This is a genomic window from Stenotrophomonas sp. 109824_Sma (genome assembly GCF_056480025.1).
Genome location: NZ_CM151078.1, coordinates 422682 through 439150, shown reverse-complemented (window position 1 = coordinate 439150; position 16469 = coordinate 422682). Strand labels below are relative to the sequence as shown.

The following is a 16469-nucleotide window of genomic DNA, read 5'->3' as shown; positions in this document are numbered from 1 at the left end:
CCCATGGCCCGTATCCCCGACGCTTTCATCGACGATCTGCTGGCCCGCACCGACATCGTCGAGGTGGTGGGCAGCCGCGTGCCGTTGAAGCGCCAGGGCAAGGAGTACGCGGCGCGCTGCCCGTTCCATGATGAGCGCTCGGCCTCGTTCACGGTCTCGCCCACCAAGCAGTTCTATCACTGCTTCGGCTGTGGCGCGCACGGCACCGCGATCAGCTTCCTGATGAACTATGACCGCCTCGAGTTCCTCGACGCGGTGGATGAACTGGCCAAGCGCGCGGGCATGGAAGTGCCGCGCAACGAGAACCCGCGCAGCCCGCAGCAGCAGGACGACAGTCGCGAGCTGTATTCGGCGCTTGAGGCGGCCACCAAGTTCTTCCAGAACAACCTGCAGGGCAGCGACAAGGCCCGCAGCTACCTGGATGGCCGTGGCGTGGATGAAGAGAACCGCGCGCGCTTCCAGATCGGCTACGCACCGGATGGCTACAGCGGCCTGCGCGATGCGCTGGGCAAGGACGAGCGGCGCATGAAGCTGCTCGACCGCGCCGGCCTGTTCTCCAAGAACGATCGCGGCCACGTCTACGACAAGTTCCGCGACCGGGTGATGTTCCCGATCTTCGACCGCCGTGGCCGGGTGATCGCCTTCGGCGGCCGCGTGTTCGAGAAGGACGACGGCCCCAAGTACCTCAACTCGCCCGAGACCGCGCTGTTCCACAAGGGCCGCGAACTGTACGGCCTGTGGCAGGTGCGCCAGGCCAACCAGAAGATCGAGCGGCTGATCGTGGTCGAGGGCTACATGGACGTGGTCTCGCTGTTCCAGTTCGGGGTCACCCAGGCGGTGGCAACGCTGGGTACCGCGACCACGCCGGACCATGCCGAGCTGCTGTTCCGCAACGCACCGGACGTGTTCTTCTGCTTCGACGGCGACGCCGCCGGCCGCCGCGCCGGCTGGAAGGCGCTGGAGTCGGTGCTGCCGCGCATGAAGGATGGCCGCCAGGCCTTCTTCCTGTTCCTGCCCGATGGCGAAGACCCGGACACCATCGTGCGCAAGGAAGGCGCCGAAGCGTTCAACGAGCGCCTGAAGCAGGCCACGCCGCTGTCGCAGTTCTTCTTCGACGAGCTCACCCGTGAGATCAACCTGGGCACGCTGGACGGCAAGGCACGCCTGGCCGAGCGGGCCAAGCCGATGCTGGCGCAGATTCCCGACGGTGCCTTCGGCGACCTGATGAAGCAGCAGCTGGCGCAGCTGACCGGCCTGGGCGGCAATGCCCCGTCAGCGCGCGCACCGATGCCGCAACGGCAGCCGCAGCGGACGATCCAGCCGGTGGCCAAGCGCAGCCTGGTGCGCGGCGCGATCGCCGTACTGCTGCAGCAGCCGTCGCTGGCGCTGACGCTGGGTGGCAAGCACCACTTCCAGGGCCTGCGCCTGCCCGGCGTGGAACTGCTGCTGGAACTGCTGGGCCTGGTCGAACAGCGCCCGGACATCAGCACCGGCGCCCTGCTGGAGCACTTCGACGGGCGCGAGGAACAGACGTCGCTGCACACCCTGGCCGCGCAGACGTTGCCCGGCGACGACGCGATGTGGACCCAGGAACTGCACGATGCCGTGGCCCAGCTGGAGAAACAGCTGCTGGTGCAACGTCTGGAGGAGTTGTTGGCAAAGCAGCGCCAGCAGGGCCTGGACGATACTGACAAGTACGAACTGCGCGAGCTGCTGAAGGCGCGCGCCGGACTGCGCCTGTAGCGGCAGAACGTTTTCACGGAGAGGACCATGCTGCTGCGCCTGACCTGCCTGCTGTTGTTGTCGCTCTGCCTGCCACTGACGGCCCTGGCCGAAGACGCGCCCCTCAACGAAGTCCGCCCCGGCCTGTATGCCGGCGGCCAGCCCAGCGCCGCACAGCTGCAGGCCTTGGCCGCACAGGGCGTGCGCACCGTGATCGACCTGCGCCAGCCCGGCGAGGACCGGGGTTTCGATGAAACCCGTGCCGCCGAATCACTGGGCCTGCGCTACGTGCGCATTCCGGTGGCCGGTGCCGAGGGGCTCGATGCGGCCAACGTACGCGCCGTGCACCAGGCCCTGCAGCAGAGCCAGGGGCCGGTGCTGCTGCACTGCGCGTCCGGCAACCGCGCCGGCGCCGTTCTCGGCCTGGTCAACGCACGCTACGAACACGCCAGCCCCGAACAGGCACTGCAGCTCGGCCAGCGCGCCGGCCTGAAGTCGCTGGAGGCCGCTACCCGCCAGCGCCTGGCCACGCCGGTCACTTCGCCCTGAACCCTCCGCACCAAGGACTCTGCCCACCATGACCCGCTGGTGGTCGCGCCTGCGACCGGACAATTTTACCCTCGCCCTGCTGTGCACCGTCGGTCTGGCCTCGCTGCTGCCGATGAAGGGCGCCGCCGCCATCGTCCTCGATGATGTCACCACGGTCGCCATCGCCGCGCTGTTCTTCCTGCATGGCGCACGCCTGCCGCGCGAATCGATCATCGGCGGCATGCTGCACTGGCGGCTGCACCTGACCATCCTGGCCTGCACCTTCATCCTGTTCCCGCTGCTGGGGCTGATGTTCAAGCCACTGTCGGGCTGGCTGCTGACACCGGAGCTGTACCTGGGCGTGCTGTTCCTGTGCACCCTGCCCTCCACCGTGCAGTCGTCCATCGCGTTCACCTCGATGGCACGCGGCAATGTACCCGCAGCGGTGTGCAGCGCCTCGCTGTCGAGCATCCTCGGCGTGTTCCTGACCCCGCTGCTGCTGACCGCATTGGCCGGCACCTCCGGCGGCATCCATGACCCCCTGCATGCAATCGGCGGCATCATGCTGCAGCTGCTGGTGCCGTTCGTGGCCGGCCACCTGCTGCGGCCGTGGATCGCCGGCTGGGTGGAGAAGCAGCGCGCGCTGCTGCGCTACACCGACCAGGCCACCATCCTGCTGGTGGTGTACTCGGCCTTCGGCGAAGCCGTCACCGAGGGCCTGTGGAGCAAGACGCCGCTGCTGTCGCTGCTGGCCGTGGCGGTGGTTGCCGCCGTGCTGCTCGGCATCGCCATGCCGCTGATCACCTTCATCGCGCGTCGCCTGCGTTTCAACCGCGAGGACGAGATCGCCATCGTGTTCTGCGGCTCGAAGAAGAGCCTGGCCACCGGTGTGCCGATCGCCAAGGTGCTGTTCGCCGGCGGCAGTCTCGGCGCGATCGTGCTGCCGGTGATGATCTACCACCAGATCCAGCTGATCGTCTGCGGCGTGATCGCGCAGCGGTATGCGAAGCGCGCGCCCTGATTGGGCGCGCGGGTTGTTGTGGAGAGCCCATCCACGCGTGGCGTGGCTCTACTGACACCATCCACGCATGGCGTGGATCTACCAAACCGCGGATGGCGCTAACCCGCAGTAGATCCACGCCATGCGTGGATCGGTTGCCTGGCGCTACGGATCCACGAGCGTGCCGACGCTCAGATGCGGCATCCAGACCCACAGGTCGTATTGGCGTCCGGCTTGGGTATCGACCCGTGGGCCACGCACGGGCTGCTCGGGAATTGAGCGCGCCACGCAAGGGTCCGCGCATCCCCACGCCTCGCCACGCAACGCGCCCAGCCGCACGCTGTAGATATCCAGATCCCGCAGCAACGAGCCCATCGGCTGTGTCTGCATTTCCGGCGGTGCACCTGCCGGCCGCTGCAGCATGGCGTGCACATTGCCGGTCAGCACCAGCATGCGTGCGCCAGCCGGCGCGCGCCGGTACAGACGCCGCAGCTCGGCCGCCATGCGGCTGTCGCGTGCCTGGTTGCCGCCATAACTCTTGTCGACGTCGTAGCCGACCACGTCGATGACGCGGCCCTGTGCCTTCAGCGCGCGCAGGTCTTCGATCATCGCCAGCATGTCGCGGCTGCGACGGCCATCGTGCTGGTCATCACGCACGGTCCAGAACCCGCGGCCGTGCAGGCGCTGGCGTGCCGCGGCCCCGCCATCGGAAGCCAGGTAATCGCGCAGCGTGGGGTTCTCGGCACGTGGCAGTTCCAGCGCCAGCAGTACCGGCGCGCCATCGCGGCTGTAGTCGTCCACCAGCTGCCGCACCAGCAGTGGCGTCTCGCGTGTGCCGTGGAATTCGCCCAGCACCAGCATGCGATGGTCAGCGGCGTATTGGCGGATCTGCGCGGTAGTGTCGTCGGCATGCGCGGTCACGGCCATGCCCAGCGCCAGCATCAGCGCGGTGGTCCAACGGAAGATCGAATGCATCCCTGCTGCTTCCTTTCCCTGGGGTCAGGAACAGCAATGGCGACGCCGAGACGGCGGTTCAAGGGATCCACGCCATGCGTGGATGTCCGCGCGATCAGGTGGGGTCAGAGCCCCTTCGGGGATCCGACCCCGAGGTCACAACCAGGGCAGGATCCAGTGGTCCACCAGCAGGAAGGCGAACAGCGCCATCAGGTAGACGATGGAGTAATAGAACATCTTCATTGAGAAGAGTTCGTCCGGCGGGTCCAGCATGCGCCAGGCGTACCAGAGGAACACGGCATTGAGCACAATCGCGCCGCCCAGGTAGAACGCACCGCTCATGCCCACCAGGTACGGCAGCAGGCAGACCAGCGCCAGCACCACCGAATACACCATGATCTGCTTGCGGGTGTGCACCACGCCGTGGGTTACCGGCAGCATTGGGATCTCGGCCTTGGCGTAGTCCTCGCGGCGGAAGATCGCCAGCGCCCAGAAGTGCGGCGGTGTCCAGATGAAGATGATCAGCACCAGCAGCGACGAGTACGCCCAGTCCGACGAACCCTGCATGCCGGTCACTGCAGCCCAGCCCAGCATCGGCGGCATCGCGCCGGCCAGGCCACCGATGACGATGTTCTGCGAGGTCGCACGCTTGAGGTACACGGTGTAGATCACCGCGTAGCCGATCAGCGAGGCAAAGGTCAGCACCGCGGTGATCAGGTTCACCCACAGCACCAGCATGGTCATCGACAGCACGATCAGCACGCCGGCGAACACCAGCACCTGCCACGGCTTGACCTTGCCCACCACCAGCGGGCGCCACGAGGTGCGGGCCATCTGCGCATCGATGTGCGCGTCCAGCAGCTGGTTGATCGCGGCGGCGGCCGAAGCCGCCAGCCAGATACCGAGGAAGCCGAGCACGCCGGCGCGCACCTGCTCCCAGCTGGGCACGCCGGGGATGGCCAGGACCATGCCGACCAGGGCGGTGAAGACAATGAGGGCGACGACCTTGGGCTTGGTCAGGTCCCAGTACTGGCGGTAATTGGAAAACATGGAATCAGTCCGGGGCACGCAGGCGGGCCAGCAGGCTGACCAGCACGAACAACAGGGCAACGGCCACGCCGTTGTGGGCCACCGCCACTTCCAGCGGCAGCGCCAGCTTCACATTGAGGATGCCGAGGGTGACCTGCAGCACCAGCAGCGTGATCAGCGCGCTGGCCCAGCCACGCATGCTCGGCAACCGGAACAGGCGCACGCCCAGCCACAGCAGGTAGACGGCCACCACCACCGCGAACAGGCGGTGCGCCATCTGGATGGCGATGCGCGAGGCGCCATCCAGCACGCCGCCTTCGTAATCCACGCCGATGCCGCGCCACAGGGTGAAGCCTTCGACGAAGTTGTGCTGCGGCCACCACTGGTTGGCGCAACGCGGGAAGTTGTCGAGCGAAGCGCTGCCACCGCCGCAGGCGAGTGCGGCGTAGTTGGCACTGACCCAGCCCCCCAGCGCGATCTGGGTGACCAGCACCGCCACGCCGATGCGCAGCAGCCACTTCAGCTTCGGCGCTTCAGCCAGGGTGATCGGCATGTGCGTCGCGCGCCAGGCCATCCATACCAGCAGGCCGAACATCAGCATGCCACCCAGCAGATGGCCCATCACCACGATGGGTTTGAGCAGCAGGGTCACCGTCCACATGCCCAGCAGGGCCTGGAAGATCACCACGGCCAGTGTCAGCAGCGCCGCACGCGCCAGGTCGATGTTGCTCCAGCGCAGCGCGGCGATCAGCAGGATCGCCTCGCCGATCAGCGCCAGCACGCTGGCCGTGCCATGCCAGCCCATCATGTACAGCGGTATGCCGGCGGCCACCAGTACGCAGGCGGTCACCACCGCCGTGCTTCCGAATCGCCGCTTGCGCGTGGCCAGCAGCGCCAGGGTCAGGATCTCGATGCCCAGCGCGCCGGCCAGGAAGCGGTGCACCTGCTCACGCCAGGCCTTGTGGGTCTCCAGCGGGCGGATCTCCGCGGCAGGGTGCCCGATGGTCTCTTCCACGTGCTGCGGCCAGGTGGCCTGGCCATAGCAGGTCGGCCAGTCCGGGCAGCTCAGGCCGGCATCGGACAGGCGCACGAACGCGCCGAACATGATCGTGCTCGCGGTCATGATCATGGCGAACCACGCCAGGCGGTGGAAATTGCGGTGCAGCGCCGGACGCGCGGAAAGGCTCATCAAACGGGACTCACTTCAGTTTCAGCAACGTGGCCATGTCCTTGCGCAGGCCACCGAGGTCGGAACCCGGGGCATGGCGCATGATCACGAAGCCGTTCGGATCGATCACGTAGACCGGCAGTCCCGCCGGATCATCGACGCCCGGCAACGCCGCGCGCAGGGCTGGCGACGGAGCCAGCGGCCGCAGCGCGGGCAGCGAGGCGATCGACGCCGGTGGCGTACCCAGCCACAGGATCTCGACATTATCGGCGTTATGGCCGAACAGCTGCCACACCTTGCCCAGTCCCTGCGACAAAGTGACGCACTGCGCGTCGCAGGCGCCAGGCGGGGCCACCAGCAGGCGCCAGGTGCGGGCCTCGGGGTTCCAGGGATACGGCTGGCCGCTGGCCAGGGTCGGCGCCTGCTGGCGCAGGTCCACCGGCGGCTTCAGCAGCTGGCCGGCATTGCGGTGCCCGGTCGGCTGCCAGCCGGAGAAGCGCAGCACGGCGGCCAGCGCCATCGCCCCGAAGAACACGGCAAACAGCAGCACCAGGGTCCGGCGGCCGGAACCGCGCGCCTGCGGGGACGTAGCAGTATTCATGCGGGGCATTTTCTCATGGTTGGGTAGGGGTTGCGGGTGTGGTGCCCCGGTAGTGCCGGCCGCTGGCCGGCATCCAGGAATCCGAGGGCGTGCCGGCCAGCGGCTGGCACTACCGGGCGATGGGGCGTCTCCTGCGCCGCTCCAGCACTACGGCCACCACCAGCACGGTCAGGGCCAGCCCGAACCACTGCACGGCGTAGCCCAGATGACGCTGCGGCGGCAGCGTGTTCGGCAGCAGGTCCAGGTCGCGCTCATCGCCGAATGGCAGCGCCGGGTCCAGGCGCAGGACGCGGTCGGGTAGCGCCTGCAACCCCAGCGCGCGTGCCAGGCCTTCTGCCGGCAACCGGCTGGCCAGCCAGCGCCCGGCCTCACCGGTGGCGGAGAACGCGGGGCCCAGTACCAGTCCCGCCGACGGCGGCGGTGCCAGCAACCCACGCACCGCCACCGGCGAAGGCGGCGCCGGCACATCCGGCAACGTGCGATCTGGCGGCAGCGCACGCCAGCCGAGGTCGACCAATAGCACGCTGCCGTCGTCACTGCGGAAGGGGCGATAGATCTTCACCCCGGCGCGGCCATGCCGGGTCTGGTTGTCCAGCAGCACCACGCCGGGCAGGAAGCGGCCGTGGTCGGCCACGCCGTGCAACGCGCCGGGCGCCGCCAGGGCCTGCGACAGCGGCAACGCCTGTGCCACGGCTGGACCCTGCGCATCCAACATTGCCTGTTTGGCATGCATGCGCTGCAGCTGCCACAACCCCAACGCGCTGAAACCCGCCATCACCAGCACGGCCAGCAGCCATCCGATCACGCGCGTGTGCTGGCGCATCATGACAAGTCCGCGCAAACGCGGTCAGATAGGCACATCCACCCTGCCCTCGAGCCGCGCATGAGTGATTCGCTGAAGACCCTGCTGGTAATCGCGTTTCTGATCGTCATCGTCTGGAACCTGGGCGCCGGCCTGTACTACCTGGTGGTCGACCGCGGCCAGACCAAGCGCACGGTCAACGCACTGACACGTCGCATCTCGGTGTCGGTGGCGTTGATCCTGCTGGTGATCGTGAGCATCTACATGGGCTGGATCAAACCGCACGGCATCGGCGGCTGAAGCCACCGCTGCCTGCGCGGTCAAAGCACGTAGACGAACAGGAACAGCATCAGCCACACCACGTCGACGAAGTGCCAGTACCACGCGGCCGCTTCGAAGGCGAAATGGTTGTCGCGGGTGAAGTGCCCCTTGGCCGAGCGCAGCCACATCACGATCAGCATGATCGTGCCCAGCAGCACATGCGCGCCGTGGAAGCCGGTCAGCATGAAGAACGTCGACCCGTAGATGCCGGAGCCGAGCGTCAGGTTCAGTTCCTTGTAGGCGTGGATGTACTCCTCTGCCTGCAGGGTCAGGAAGCCGAGGCCGAGCACCACGGTCAGGCCCAGCCAGATCAGCAGCTGGCGGCGGTTGCCGGCCTTCAGTGCGTGGTGGGCAATGGTCAGGGTCACGCCGGAGGTCAGCAGGATCAGCGTATTGATCAGCGGCAGGCCCCAGGCCGGGATGGTCTGGAACGCGCCACCGATCGCCGCCGGGCCATTGGTCGGCCATCCCGCGGAATAGCCCTGCCAGAGCAGCTCGTTGGTCATCACCCCGCGGCCTTCGCCACTGAGCCACGACAGGCCCAGGTTGCGGGTGTAGAACAGCGCGCCGAAGAACGCGCCGAAGAACATCACCTCGGAGAAGATGAACCAGATCATCCCCATCCGGAATGATCCGTCGACCTGGTGGTTGTAGTTGCCGGCCTGCGATTCGCGCACCACGTCGCTGAACCACCAGAACAGGGTCAGCACCAGCATCGCGATGCCGATGTAGAACGTCCAGCGTCCCCAGCTGGCATCGTTGAGCCAGCTGGCCACGCCCACCATGGTCACCATCATCGCGATGGAACCCACGAACGGCCATTTGCTCTGGGCCGGGACGAAGTACACGTTGGCGTCGGTCGGTGTCTGGGCCATGTCGGTATCCGGGTCAGGGTGCGGCGTGCGCGCCGTCCGAGGTGGCGGCCGGGGCCAGCCGATCGGACAGCGCGTCGTTGCGGTAGAAGGTGTAGGACAAGGTGATCGTCTTGATCTCCGGCGGCAGGTCCGGATCGACGATGAAGCGCACCGGCATGTCGCGCTTCTCGCCGGCCTGCAGCGTCTGCGCGGTGAAACAGAAACACTCGGTCTTGCTGAAGAAGCCCGACGCACGCGCCGGCGCCACCGAAGGTACCGCGCTGCCGACCACGGCCGCCGCGCTGTCGTTGCGGGCGAAGTACAGCGCCTCGTTGAGTTCGCCGGGCACCACGTCCATGGTCAGCTGCTCAGGATGGAACGACCACGGCAGGCGCGAATTGACGCCGCCATCGAACTCCACGCGCACGGTGCGCTTGCCGGCCGCGGCACCTGCACTGGCTTCGCCACCGGGGCCGCGCTCCAGGCGCACGCCGAACACCTTTTCGCAGGCGATGCGGTACAGCGGCACCAGCGAGAACGTCAGCAGGAACACCGCCACCGCCACGCCGATCAGGCGCGGCAGCCCGGCGCTGCGGGACGGTGTGCTGGCCGGTGCCTCGCTCATCGGCCGATCACCCCGCTGAGGATGAAGCCGACGTAGACCAGCACGGCGATGGCGCCGACCCACATCGCCGTGCGCTTCGCACGCTGGCGCTGCTGCTCGATGCTTCCGCCCTGGTAGAGCCGACCGCTGCTCGGCTGCTTTTCGTCAGTCGAGCCTGGCTCGACGCTACTGATCGGAAGCGGGCTCTCGTTATGCATGCCCCACCTCAATGCGTGATGTCGTCATGCGCCAGATCCCCCGGACGTATGGTCGGCGGCGTGGTGAAGGTATGCGCCGGTGCCGGCGACGGCAGCGTCCACTCCAGGCCACGCGCGCCTTCCCAGGAACGGGCCTCGGCCTTCTCGCCGTTGCGCAGCGAGGACAGCAGGATCGCCGCCATCATGAACGGGGTGACGAACATGCCGAACGCACCGATCGAGCTGATCAGGTTCCAGTCGGCGAAGGCCACGCTGTAATCGGGAATACGGCGCGGCATGCCGGCCAGGCCGAGGAAGTGCTGCGGGAAGAACAGCAGGTTGACGAACACGATCGACCACCAGAAGTGCACCTTGGCCCACTTCTCGCTGTACATCCGCCCGGTCCACTTCGGCCACCAGTAGTACACCGCCGCGATCAGCGCGAACACCGCACCGGTCACCAGCACGTAGTGGAAGTGGGCGACCACGAAGTAGGTGTCGTGGTACTGGAAGTCGGCCGCCACGATGGCCAGCATGAGGCCCGAGAAACCACCGATGGTGAACAGGATGACGAAGGCCACCGACCACAGCATCGGCGCCTCGAACGTCAGCGAGCCACGCCACATGGTGCTGACCCAGTTGAACACCTTCACGCCGGTCGGAATCGAGATCAGCATGGTGGCGAACATGAAGTAGATCTCGCCGCCCAGCGGCATGCCCACGGTGAACATGTGGTGGGCCCAGACGATGAACGACAGGAACGCGATCGCGGCGGTGGCGTACACCATCGCCTGGTAGCCGAACAGCGGCTTGCGGCTGAAGGTCGGGATGATCTCGCTGACCACGCCGAAGGCGGGCAGGATCATGATGTAGACCTCGGGGTGGCCGAAGAACCAGAAGATGTGCTGGAACATCACCGGGTCACCGCCACCGGCAGCGTTGAAGAAGCTGGTGCCGAAGAACTTGTCGGTCAGCAGCATGGTCACCGCACCGGCCAGCACCGGCATCACCGCGATCAGCAGGAAGGCGGTGATCAGCCAGGCCCAGCAGAAGATCGGCATCTTCAGCAGGTCGATGCCCGGCGCACGCATGTTGAGCACGGTGGCGATGATGTTGATCGCGCCCATGATCGAGCTGATGCCGGCCACGTGGATGGCGAACACGGTGAACGCAACGTTGTAGCCGCCCTGCAGCGACAGCGGCGGGTACAGCGTCCAGCCGCCGGCAGGCGCACCGCCAGGCAGCAGGAAGGTCAGCAGCAGCAGGCTGAAGGCCACCGGCAGCAGCCAGAACGACCAGTTGTTCATGCGCGGCAGCGCCATGTCGGGCGCGCCGATCTGCAGCGGGATCATCCAGTTGGCCAGGCCGACGAAGGCCGGCATCACGCCACCGAAGATCATCACCAGTGCATGCACGGTGGTCAGCTGGTTGAACACCTCCGGCCGGATGAACTGGATGCCGGGCTGTGCAAGCTCAAGCCGGATCAGCACGCTCATGAAAGCGCCGATGACGAACATGATGAAGCTGAAACCCAGGTACAGCGTGCCGATGTCCTTGTGGTTGGTCGAGAAGAACCAACGCTCGAAGAAACTCTGCTGGTGATGGTGATCGTCGTGCCCAACTGCCGAGTGCGCCATTGCAAAACACCTCTCAGAATCGGTTGTCACCACGGCCGCGGGCGGCCGCGGGCTTTACATCACGCGCCGCTCGCTGCGGTGGCAGGCGTGCTGCCGGTTTCGGCAGCGGCGGGGGCGGCCGGCGCTGCCGGAGCCTCGCCCGCCGGTTCGGCCGGTGCCGCAGGCGTTGCCAGCGCGGCAGGCGGCGCCGGCTTGCGCTGCGCCAGCCACTGCTTGAACTCTTCCTTGGACACCGCCTCGACCACGATCGGCATGAAGCCGTGGTCCTTGCCGCACAGTTCGGCGCACTGGCCGCGGTACACGCCGGGCTGCTCGATGCTGGTCCAGGCCTCGTTGATGAAGCCCGGGATGGCGTCCTGCTTCCAGCCCAGCGCGGGCACCCACCAGGCGTGGATCACGTCATCGGAAGTGATGACGAAGCGCACCTTGGTATCGACCGGCAGCACCAGCCGGTTGTCGACATCCAGCAGGTAGTGCGGATGGCTTTCGCGGGTCGGCACCTTGCCGCTCTGCCGCATGCGGTCGGACTCGCGGTCCAGGCGGCTGGTGAAGGTGACGTTCTCGCCGAGGTATTCGTACTTCCACATCCACTGGTAGCCGGTGACCTTCACCGTCATCTCGGCATCGCGGGTGTCGTACATCTTGATCAGGTTGGCCGTGGCCGGCCACGCCATCACGATCAGGATGATCACCGGGATCACCGTCCAGATGATCTCGGCCTTGGTGTTGTGGCTGAAGGTGGCGGCGACCGCGCCCTTGGATTTGCGGAACTTGAAGATGGCGTAGGCCATCGCGCCGAACACGATGACGCCGATCACCGTGCAGATGATCAACGAGAGATTGTTCGATTCCCAGGCCAGGCGTGAGGTCTGGGTCACCCCCTTGCCCATGTTCAGCTGCCACGGCTTGGGATCGGCCGCCTGGGCCCAGGCCAACGCCGGCATCAGTCCCTCGGCCACCATGGCGGCGACCGCTGCAACGCACTTCGTGCCCCACCTGCTGCTTTGCTTCATTGCCTAGACCCTTAGCGTCGTCGGTTGCCGCCATCGCTGGCGGCGAGCAAGCTTTCAAGTGTCTCTGCGAGCGTCTGACGTTCGGCCGGCGCGAGGAAACTCCCCACCTCCACCTGCCGGCCGCTGGATGCCAGCCGGACCCTCTCATCGTCGGTGAGCAGGCGCACCCAGTGGGGGTGGGCCCGGAACACCGGCGATCCACCGGGTACGGGGATGACCTCCACGTACGCCGGCACTACCCGGATCTCCTCCTGCCGTTCACCACTGCGCCACAAGGCACGCAGCGCCGCCGCCAGCACCAGGCTGTACAGCAGCGCGAACAGGGGGGCGAATGCATTGCCGGCCAACCACCCGAAGGCGGACACCAGCCACATCGCACCCGACAACACGGTGAACAACAGGACGAACTGCCGGGCATCGAGCGCCCGTGGGGGACGCAGCCGCAGCTGCGTACCTGACCCATCCGGAGCTGGAAGCACCTCGATCATGTCGCAACCGCGTTCCTGCCGCGGGAAACGTCTCGATGGTAGCCCCGCCCTCTCGCCGGTAGCAAGGGTGCATTCACACTTTTTCCAATGCTGCAACACAGCATGAGGTCGGCGGAACGAATGACGAATTCAGCACAAATATTGCCGGGCTTGCTGAACACGCTGAATCCACCACCGTTAGGGGCTATCAGCCCTTCACGAAGGTGGCTGCGGGGCACTTCCGCAACCCGCAAAAATGATTAAAATCGCCAAGTTTTCCATTGGCCGGACCGGCATGAACGCACCTTCCTCCTCCCCTGCCGCCAGCGACGCCCTGCGTCCCGGCGCGCTGCTGTCGCCGGAACTGCCGGCGCCCCCCAACCCGTTCCGCCAGGCCATCACCGATGCCTGGTTGAAGGACGAGGCCAGCCACGTCCGCGAGCTGCTGGCGCAGGCCCGCCTGCCGGCCGAAGAGCAGGCCAGGGTGCAGGCGCTGGCCGCCGACCTGGTCGGCCGCGTGCGCGTGCGTGCCAAGGACCAGGGCGCGATCGAAGCCTTCATGCGCCAGTACGACCTGGGCAGCGAAGAAGGCGTGCTGCTGATGTGCGTGGCCGAAGCGCTGCTGCGCATTCCGGACCAGGACACCGCCGACAAGCTGATCCGCGACAAGCTGGCCGACGCCGACTGGGAAAAGCACCTGGGCGGCAGCGACTCGGTGCTGGTCAACGCCTCCACCTGGGGCCTGATGCTGACCGGCAAGCTGGTGCAGATGAACGACGCCACCCGCGCCGATGCGCCCAGCGCGTTCAAGCGCCTGGTCGGCCGCGTCGGTGAGCCGGTGGTGCGCCTGGCCGTGCGCCAGGCGATGAAGATCATGGGCCACCAGTTCGTCATGGGCCGCACCATCAGCGAAGCGCTGTCGCGCTCGCACAAGGGCGACAACGCGAACTACCGCTACTCCTTCGACATGCTCGGCGAAGGTGCGCTGACCATGAAGGACGCGCTGCGCTACCTGGAAGACTACCGTCGTGCGATCCACGCCATCGGCGGCGATCACAAGGCACGCGGCGGCCGTCCGGACGGCGACGTCAACAATGCCCCGGGCATCTCGATCAAGCTGTCGGCGCTGTACCCGCGCTACGAGCACGCCAAGCGCGCGCGCGTGTTGAAGGACCTGGTGCCGGGCGTGCTGGAACTGGCGCAGCTGGCCAAGAGCTACGGCATCGGCTGCACCGTCGACGCCGAAGAGTCCGACCGCCTGGAACTGTCGTTGGACATCATCGAGCAGGTGTTCTCCGATGCCTCGCTGGCCGGCTGGGATGGCTTCGGCGTGGTCGTGCAGGCCTACCAGAAGCGCACGCCGTACACGATCGACCACCTGGCCGACATGGCGCGCCGCGCCGGTCGCCGCCTGCAGGTGCGCCTGGTCAAGGGCGCCTACTGGGATGCCGAGATCAAGCGCGCGCAGATCGAAGGCTATCCGGGCTACCCGGTGTTCACCCGCAAGCAGAACACCGACGTGTCCTACCTGGCATGCGCGAAGCGCCTGTTCACCCATGCCGACGCGATCTATCCGATGTTCGCCACGCACAACGCGCACACCATCGCCGCCGTGCGCAGCATCGCCAACGGTGGCGTGTACGAGCACCAGAAGCTGCACGGCATGGGCGACGACCTGTACGCCGAAGTGGTGCCGGCCGATCGCCTGGGCCTGCCCTGCCGCGTGTACGCGCCGGTCGGTTCGCATGAAGACCTGCTGCCGTACCTGGTGCGCCGCCTGCTGGAAAACGGCGCCAACTCCAGCTTCGTCAACCGCATCACCGACGAGCGCGTGCCGATCGCCGACCTGATCCGCGATCCGGTCGAGATGGTCGCCTCGTTCGCTTCGATTCCGCATCCCAAGATCCCGCTGCCGGTTGACCTGCTGCGCAGCCAGAACCACGACAGGAAGAACTCCATGGGCGCCAACCTCGCCAACGACAACGAACTGCGCGCCCTCGCCGAGCAGCTCAACGCGGCCGTGAAGCCGTGGCAGGCCGCCCCGCTGGTACCGGGTGCCAACCCGGCCGGCGCCGCGCTGCCGGTGATCAATCCGGCCGACACCCGCGAAGTGGTCGGCCAGTGGCTGGCCGCCGATGCCGCCACCGTGCAGAAGGCCCTGGCCAATGCCGTGGCCGCGCAGCCGGCCTGGAACCGCACCCCGGCCGCCAGCCGCGCCGCCATCCTCGAGCACGCCGCCGACCAGCTGGAAGCGCGCATGCCGGAGTTCATGGCACTGTGCGTGAAGGAAGCCGGCAAGAGCCTGCCCGACAGCATCGCCGAAGTGCGCGAAGCCGTGGACTTCCTGCGCTACTACGCCAAGCAGGCGCGCGAGCAGTTCAGCCACGCCGAGAAGCTGCCGAGCCCGACCGGTGAGTCCAACGAGCTGCAGCTGCATGGCCGCGGCGTGTTCGTCTGCATCAGCCCGTGGAACTTCCCGCTGGCGATCTTCCTGGGCCAGGTCGCTGCTGCACTGGCCGCCGGCAACAGCGTCATCGCCAAGCCGGCCGAGCAGACCAACCTGATCGGCTACTACGCGGTGAAGCTGCTGCACGACGCCGGCGTGCCGGCCGAGGTCGTGCAGTACCTGCCGGGCGACGGCGCCACCGTCGGTGCCGCGCTGACCGCCGACCCGCGTGTGGCCGGCGTGGCCTTCACCGGCTCCACCGACACCGCCCGTGCAATCAACCGCGCGATGGCCGCACGTGACGCCGCCATCGGTGTGCTGATCGCCGAGACCGGTGGCCAGAATGCCTTCATCGCCGACTCCTCGGCGCTGCCGGAACAGCTGGTCAAGGACGCGATCGGTTCGGCCTTCACCTCCGCCGGCCAGCGTTGCTCGGCCGCGCGCGTGCTGTTCGTGCAGGACGACATCGCCGACAAGGTGATGACCATGTTGGCCGGCGCGATGAAGGAACTGAAGGTCGGCAACCCCGGCCAGCTGTCCACCGACGTCGGACCGGTGATCGACGCCGACGCGCTGAAGATCCTGCAGGACCACGCCGAGCGCATGGACCGCGAAGCGCGCCTGATCGCCGCCGCCGAGCTGTCCGCCGAAGCGGCCAACGGCACCTTCTTCGCGCCGCGTGCGTATGAACTGAAGGACCTCGGCCAGCTGCACAAGGAAATCTTCGGGCCGGTGCTGCACGTGATCCGCTGGAAGGGCGACCAGCTCGACGCAGTGATCGACCAGATCAACGCCACCGGCTACGGCCTGACCCTGGGCGTGCATTCGCGCATCGACGAGACCGTTGATCGCATCAGCAACGGCGTCCACGTCGGCAACGTCTACGTCAACCGCAACCAGATCGGCGCGGTGGTCGGCGTGCAGCCGTTCGGCGGCCAGGGCCTGTCCGGCACCGGCCCGAAGGCCGGCGGCCCGCACTACCTGCTGCGCTTTGCCACCGAAAAGACGGTGACGGTGAACACCACCGCCGCCGGCGGCAACGCCTCGCTGCTGACCCTGGGCGACTGATCGCCTGCGTCATGCGGCGAACGAAAAACCCCGCGAAAGCGGGGTTTTTTGTGCTTTT

16 protein-coding genes are annotated in these 16469 nt (G+C 67.1%); 5 read left to right on the top strand and 11 right to left on the bottom strand.

The genetic code is table 11. The annotated features are described in order from the left end of the window. Positions 1–3 precede the first annotated feature (3 nt). From dnaG to ACZK1G_RS02005, 3 genes are read left to right on the top strand one after another with little or no spacing between them, the layout of a single operon-like run. Positions 4–1743 (top strand): DNA primase, encoded by a 1740-nt coding sequence (dnaG, locus tag ACZK1G_RS02015; RefSeq protein WP_049444512.1) that lies wholly within the window; start codon positions 4–6, stop codon positions 1741–1743. A 27-nt stretch (positions 1744–1770) separates the two neighbouring features. Beyond that, a complete protein-coding gene (locus tag ACZK1G_RS02010; RefSeq protein WP_049444510.1) occupies positions 1771–2271 on the top strand; it encodes a protein tyrosine phosphatase family protein in 501 nt (166 codons plus the stop codon). A 28-nt stretch (positions 2272–2299) separates the two neighbouring features. Next, the gene (locus ACZK1G_RS02005) at positions 2300–3271 is read left to right on the top strand and encodes a bile acid:sodium symporter family protein (RefSeq protein ID WP_101764793.1); all 972 of its coding nucleotides are present in this window, start codon (positions 2300–2302) and stop codon (positions 3269–3271) included. Positions 3272–3415: 144 nt separating this feature from the next. On the opposite strand, the gene ACZK1G_RS02000 is transcribed toward ACZK1G_RS02005, so the two are convergent. The 5 genes from ACZK1G_RS02000 to ACZK1G_RS01980 all read right to left on the bottom strand — a co-directional run bounded on the left by ACZK1G_RS02000 (position 3416) and on the right by ACZK1G_RS01980 (position 7828). Continuing rightward, entirely contained in the window at positions 3416–4225 is an 810-nt protein-coding gene (locus ACZK1G_RS02000; RefSeq protein WP_101764792.1) for a TraB/GumN family protein, read from the bottom strand. A gap of 135 nt (positions 4226–4360) precedes the next feature. Further along, positions 4361–5254 (bottom strand): heme o synthase, encoded by an 894-nt coding sequence (gene cyoE / locus ACZK1G_RS01995; protein WP_101764791.1) that lies wholly within the window; start codon positions 5252–5254, stop codon positions 4361–4363. 4 nt (positions 5255–5258) lie between these two features. Beyond that, positions 5259–6422 carry a COX15/CtaA family protein gene (locus tag ACZK1G_RS01990; protein WP_049444506.1) on the bottom strand — a complete coding sequence of 388 codons (1164 nt, stop codon included), beginning with the start codon at positions 6420–6422 and terminating at the stop codon, positions 5259–5261. A 10-nt stretch (positions 6423–6432) separates the two neighbouring features. Continuing rightward, a complete protein-coding gene (locus ACZK1G_RS01985; RefSeq protein WP_042358441.1) occupies positions 6433–7002 on the bottom strand; it encodes a hypothetical protein in 570 nt (189 codons plus the stop codon). Between the two features lie 109 nt (positions 7003–7111). Continuing rightward, positions 7112–7828: an SURF1 family protein gene (locus tag ACZK1G_RS01980; protein WP_049444504.1), complete on the bottom strand. Its 717-nt coding sequence runs from the start codon at positions 7826–7828 to the stop codon at positions 7112–7114. Between the two features lie 57 nt (positions 7829–7885). Between ACZK1G_RS01980 and ACZK1G_RS01975 the strand changes: the two genes are divergently transcribed. Further along, positions 7886–8104, top strand: coding sequence for a twin transmembrane helix small protein (locus tag ACZK1G_RS01975; protein ID WP_049444502.1), 219 nt, complete (start codon positions 7886–7888; stop codon positions 8102–8104). Positions 8105–8124: 20 nt separating this feature from the next. Here the strand turns inward: ACZK1G_RS01975 and ACZK1G_RS01970 are convergent, their stop codons facing one another. Genes ACZK1G_RS01970 through ACZK1G_RS01945 form a run of 6 tightly spaced genes read right to left on the bottom strand, consistent with a single transcriptional unit; the run spans position 8125 to position 12918 of the window. Beyond that, positions 8125–9000, bottom strand: coding sequence for a cytochrome c oxidase subunit 3 (locus tag ACZK1G_RS01970; RefSeq protein WP_014035726.1), 876 nt, complete (start codon positions 8998–9000; stop codon positions 8125–8127). Positions 9001–9013: 13 nt separating this feature from the next. Then, positions 9014–9604: a cytochrome c oxidase assembly protein gene (locus ACZK1G_RS01965; RefSeq protein WP_014035725.1), complete on the bottom strand. Its 591-nt coding sequence runs from the start codon at positions 9602–9604 to the stop codon at positions 9014–9016. Further along, positions 9601–9801: a hypothetical protein gene (locus ACZK1G_RS01960; protein ID WP_049444499.1), complete on the bottom strand. Its 201-nt coding sequence runs from the start codon at positions 9799–9801 to the stop codon at positions 9601–9603. The genes ACZK1G_RS01965 and ACZK1G_RS01960 overlap by 4 nt, the downstream gene beginning before the upstream one ends. Before the next feature lie 8 nt (positions 9802–9809). After that, positions 9810–11417 carry a cytochrome c oxidase subunit I gene (ctaD, locus tag ACZK1G_RS01955; protein ID WP_014035723.1) on the bottom strand — a complete coding sequence of 536 codons (1608 nt, stop codon included), beginning with the start codon at positions 11415–11417 and terminating at the stop codon, positions 9810–9812. A 59-nt stretch (positions 11418–11476) separates the two neighbouring features. Further along, positions 11477–12430 carry a cytochrome c oxidase subunit II gene (coxB, locus tag ACZK1G_RS01950; protein ID WP_101764790.1) on the bottom strand — a complete coding sequence of 318 codons (954 nt, stop codon included), beginning with the start codon at positions 12428–12430 and terminating at the stop codon, positions 11477–11479. A gap of 11 nt (positions 12431–12441) precedes the next feature. Next, entirely contained in the window at positions 12442–12918 is a 477-nt protein-coding gene (locus tag ACZK1G_RS01945; RefSeq protein WP_014035721.1) for a DUF2244 domain-containing protein, read from the bottom strand. A 274-nt stretch (positions 12919–13192) separates the two neighbouring features. Between ACZK1G_RS01945 and putA the strand changes: the two genes are divergently transcribed. After that, positions 13193–16411 (top strand): bifunctional proline dehydrogenase/L-glutamate gamma-semialdehyde dehydrogenase PutA, encoded by a 3219-nt coding sequence (putA, locus tag ACZK1G_RS01940; RefSeq protein ID WP_101764789.1) that lies wholly within the window; start codon positions 13193–13195, stop codon positions 16409–16411. Positions 16412–16469: the final 58 nt, after the last annotated feature.

What these genes read in the sequence shown, in the direction of transcription:
- ACZK1G_RS01965 (WP_014035725.1), bottom strand. Translation starts at nt 9,604, where the DNA reads ATGAGCGAGGCACCGGCCAGCACACCGTCCCGCAGCGCCGGGCTGCCG.
- dnaG (WP_049444512.1), top strand. Translation starts at nt 4, where the DNA reads ATGGCCCGTATCCCCGACGCTTTCATCGACGATCTGCTGGCCCGCACC.
- putA (WP_101764789.1), top strand. Translation starts at nt 13,193, where the DNA reads ATGAACGCACCTTCCTCCTCCCCTGCCGCCAGCGACGCCCTGCGTCCC.
- ctaD (WP_014035723.1), bottom strand. Translation starts at nt 11,417, where the DNA reads ATGGCGCACTCGGCAGTTGGGCACGACGATCACCATCACCAGCAGAGT.
- coxB (WP_101764790.1), bottom strand. Translation starts at nt 12,430, where the DNA reads ATGAAGCAAAGCAGCAGGTGGGGCACGAAGTGCGTTGCAGCGGTCGCC.
- ACZK1G_RS01975 (WP_049444502.1), top strand. Translation starts at nt 7,886, where the DNA reads ATGAGTGATTCGCTGAAGACCCTGCTGGTAATCGCGTTTCTGATCGTC.
- ACZK1G_RS02010 (WP_049444510.1), top strand. Translation starts at nt 1,771, where the DNA reads ATGCTGCTGCGCCTGACCTGCCTGCTGTTGTTGTCGCTCTGCCTGCCA.
- ACZK1G_RS01980 (WP_049444504.1), bottom strand. Translation starts at nt 7,828, where the DNA reads ATGATGCGCCAGCACACGCGCGTGATCGGATGGCTGCTGGCCGTGCTG.
- ACZK1G_RS01985 (WP_042358441.1), bottom strand. Translation starts at nt 7,002, where the DNA reads ATGAATACTGCTACGTCCCCGCAGGCGCGCGGTTCCGGCCGCCGGACC.
- ACZK1G_RS01945 (WP_014035721.1), bottom strand. Translation starts at nt 12,918, where the DNA reads ATGATCGAGGTGCTTCCAGCTCCGGATGGGTCAGGTACGCAGCTGCGG.
- ACZK1G_RS01970 (WP_014035726.1), bottom strand. Translation starts at nt 9,000, where the DNA reads ATGGCCCAGACACCGACCGACGCCAACGTGTACTTCGTCCCGGCCCAG.
- ACZK1G_RS02005 (WP_101764793.1), top strand. Translation starts at nt 2,300, where the DNA reads ATGACCCGCTGGTGGTCGCGCCTGCGACCGGACAATTTTACCCTCGCC.
- cyoE (WP_101764791.1), bottom strand. Translation starts at nt 5,254, where the DNA reads ATGTTTTCCAATTACCGCCAGTACTGGGACCTGACCAAGCCCAAGGTC.
- ACZK1G_RS01990 (WP_049444506.1), bottom strand. Translation starts at nt 6,422, where the DNA reads ATGAGCCTTTCCGCGCGTCCGGCGCTGCACCGCAATTTCCACCGCCTG.
- ACZK1G_RS02000 (WP_101764792.1), bottom strand. Translation starts at nt 4,225, where the DNA reads ATGCATTCGATCTTCCGTTGGACCACCGCGCTGATGCTGGCGCTGGGC.
- ACZK1G_RS01960 (WP_049444499.1), bottom strand. Translation starts at nt 9,801, where the DNA reads ATGCATAACGAGAGCCCGCTTCCGATCAGTAGCGTCGAGCCAGGCTCG.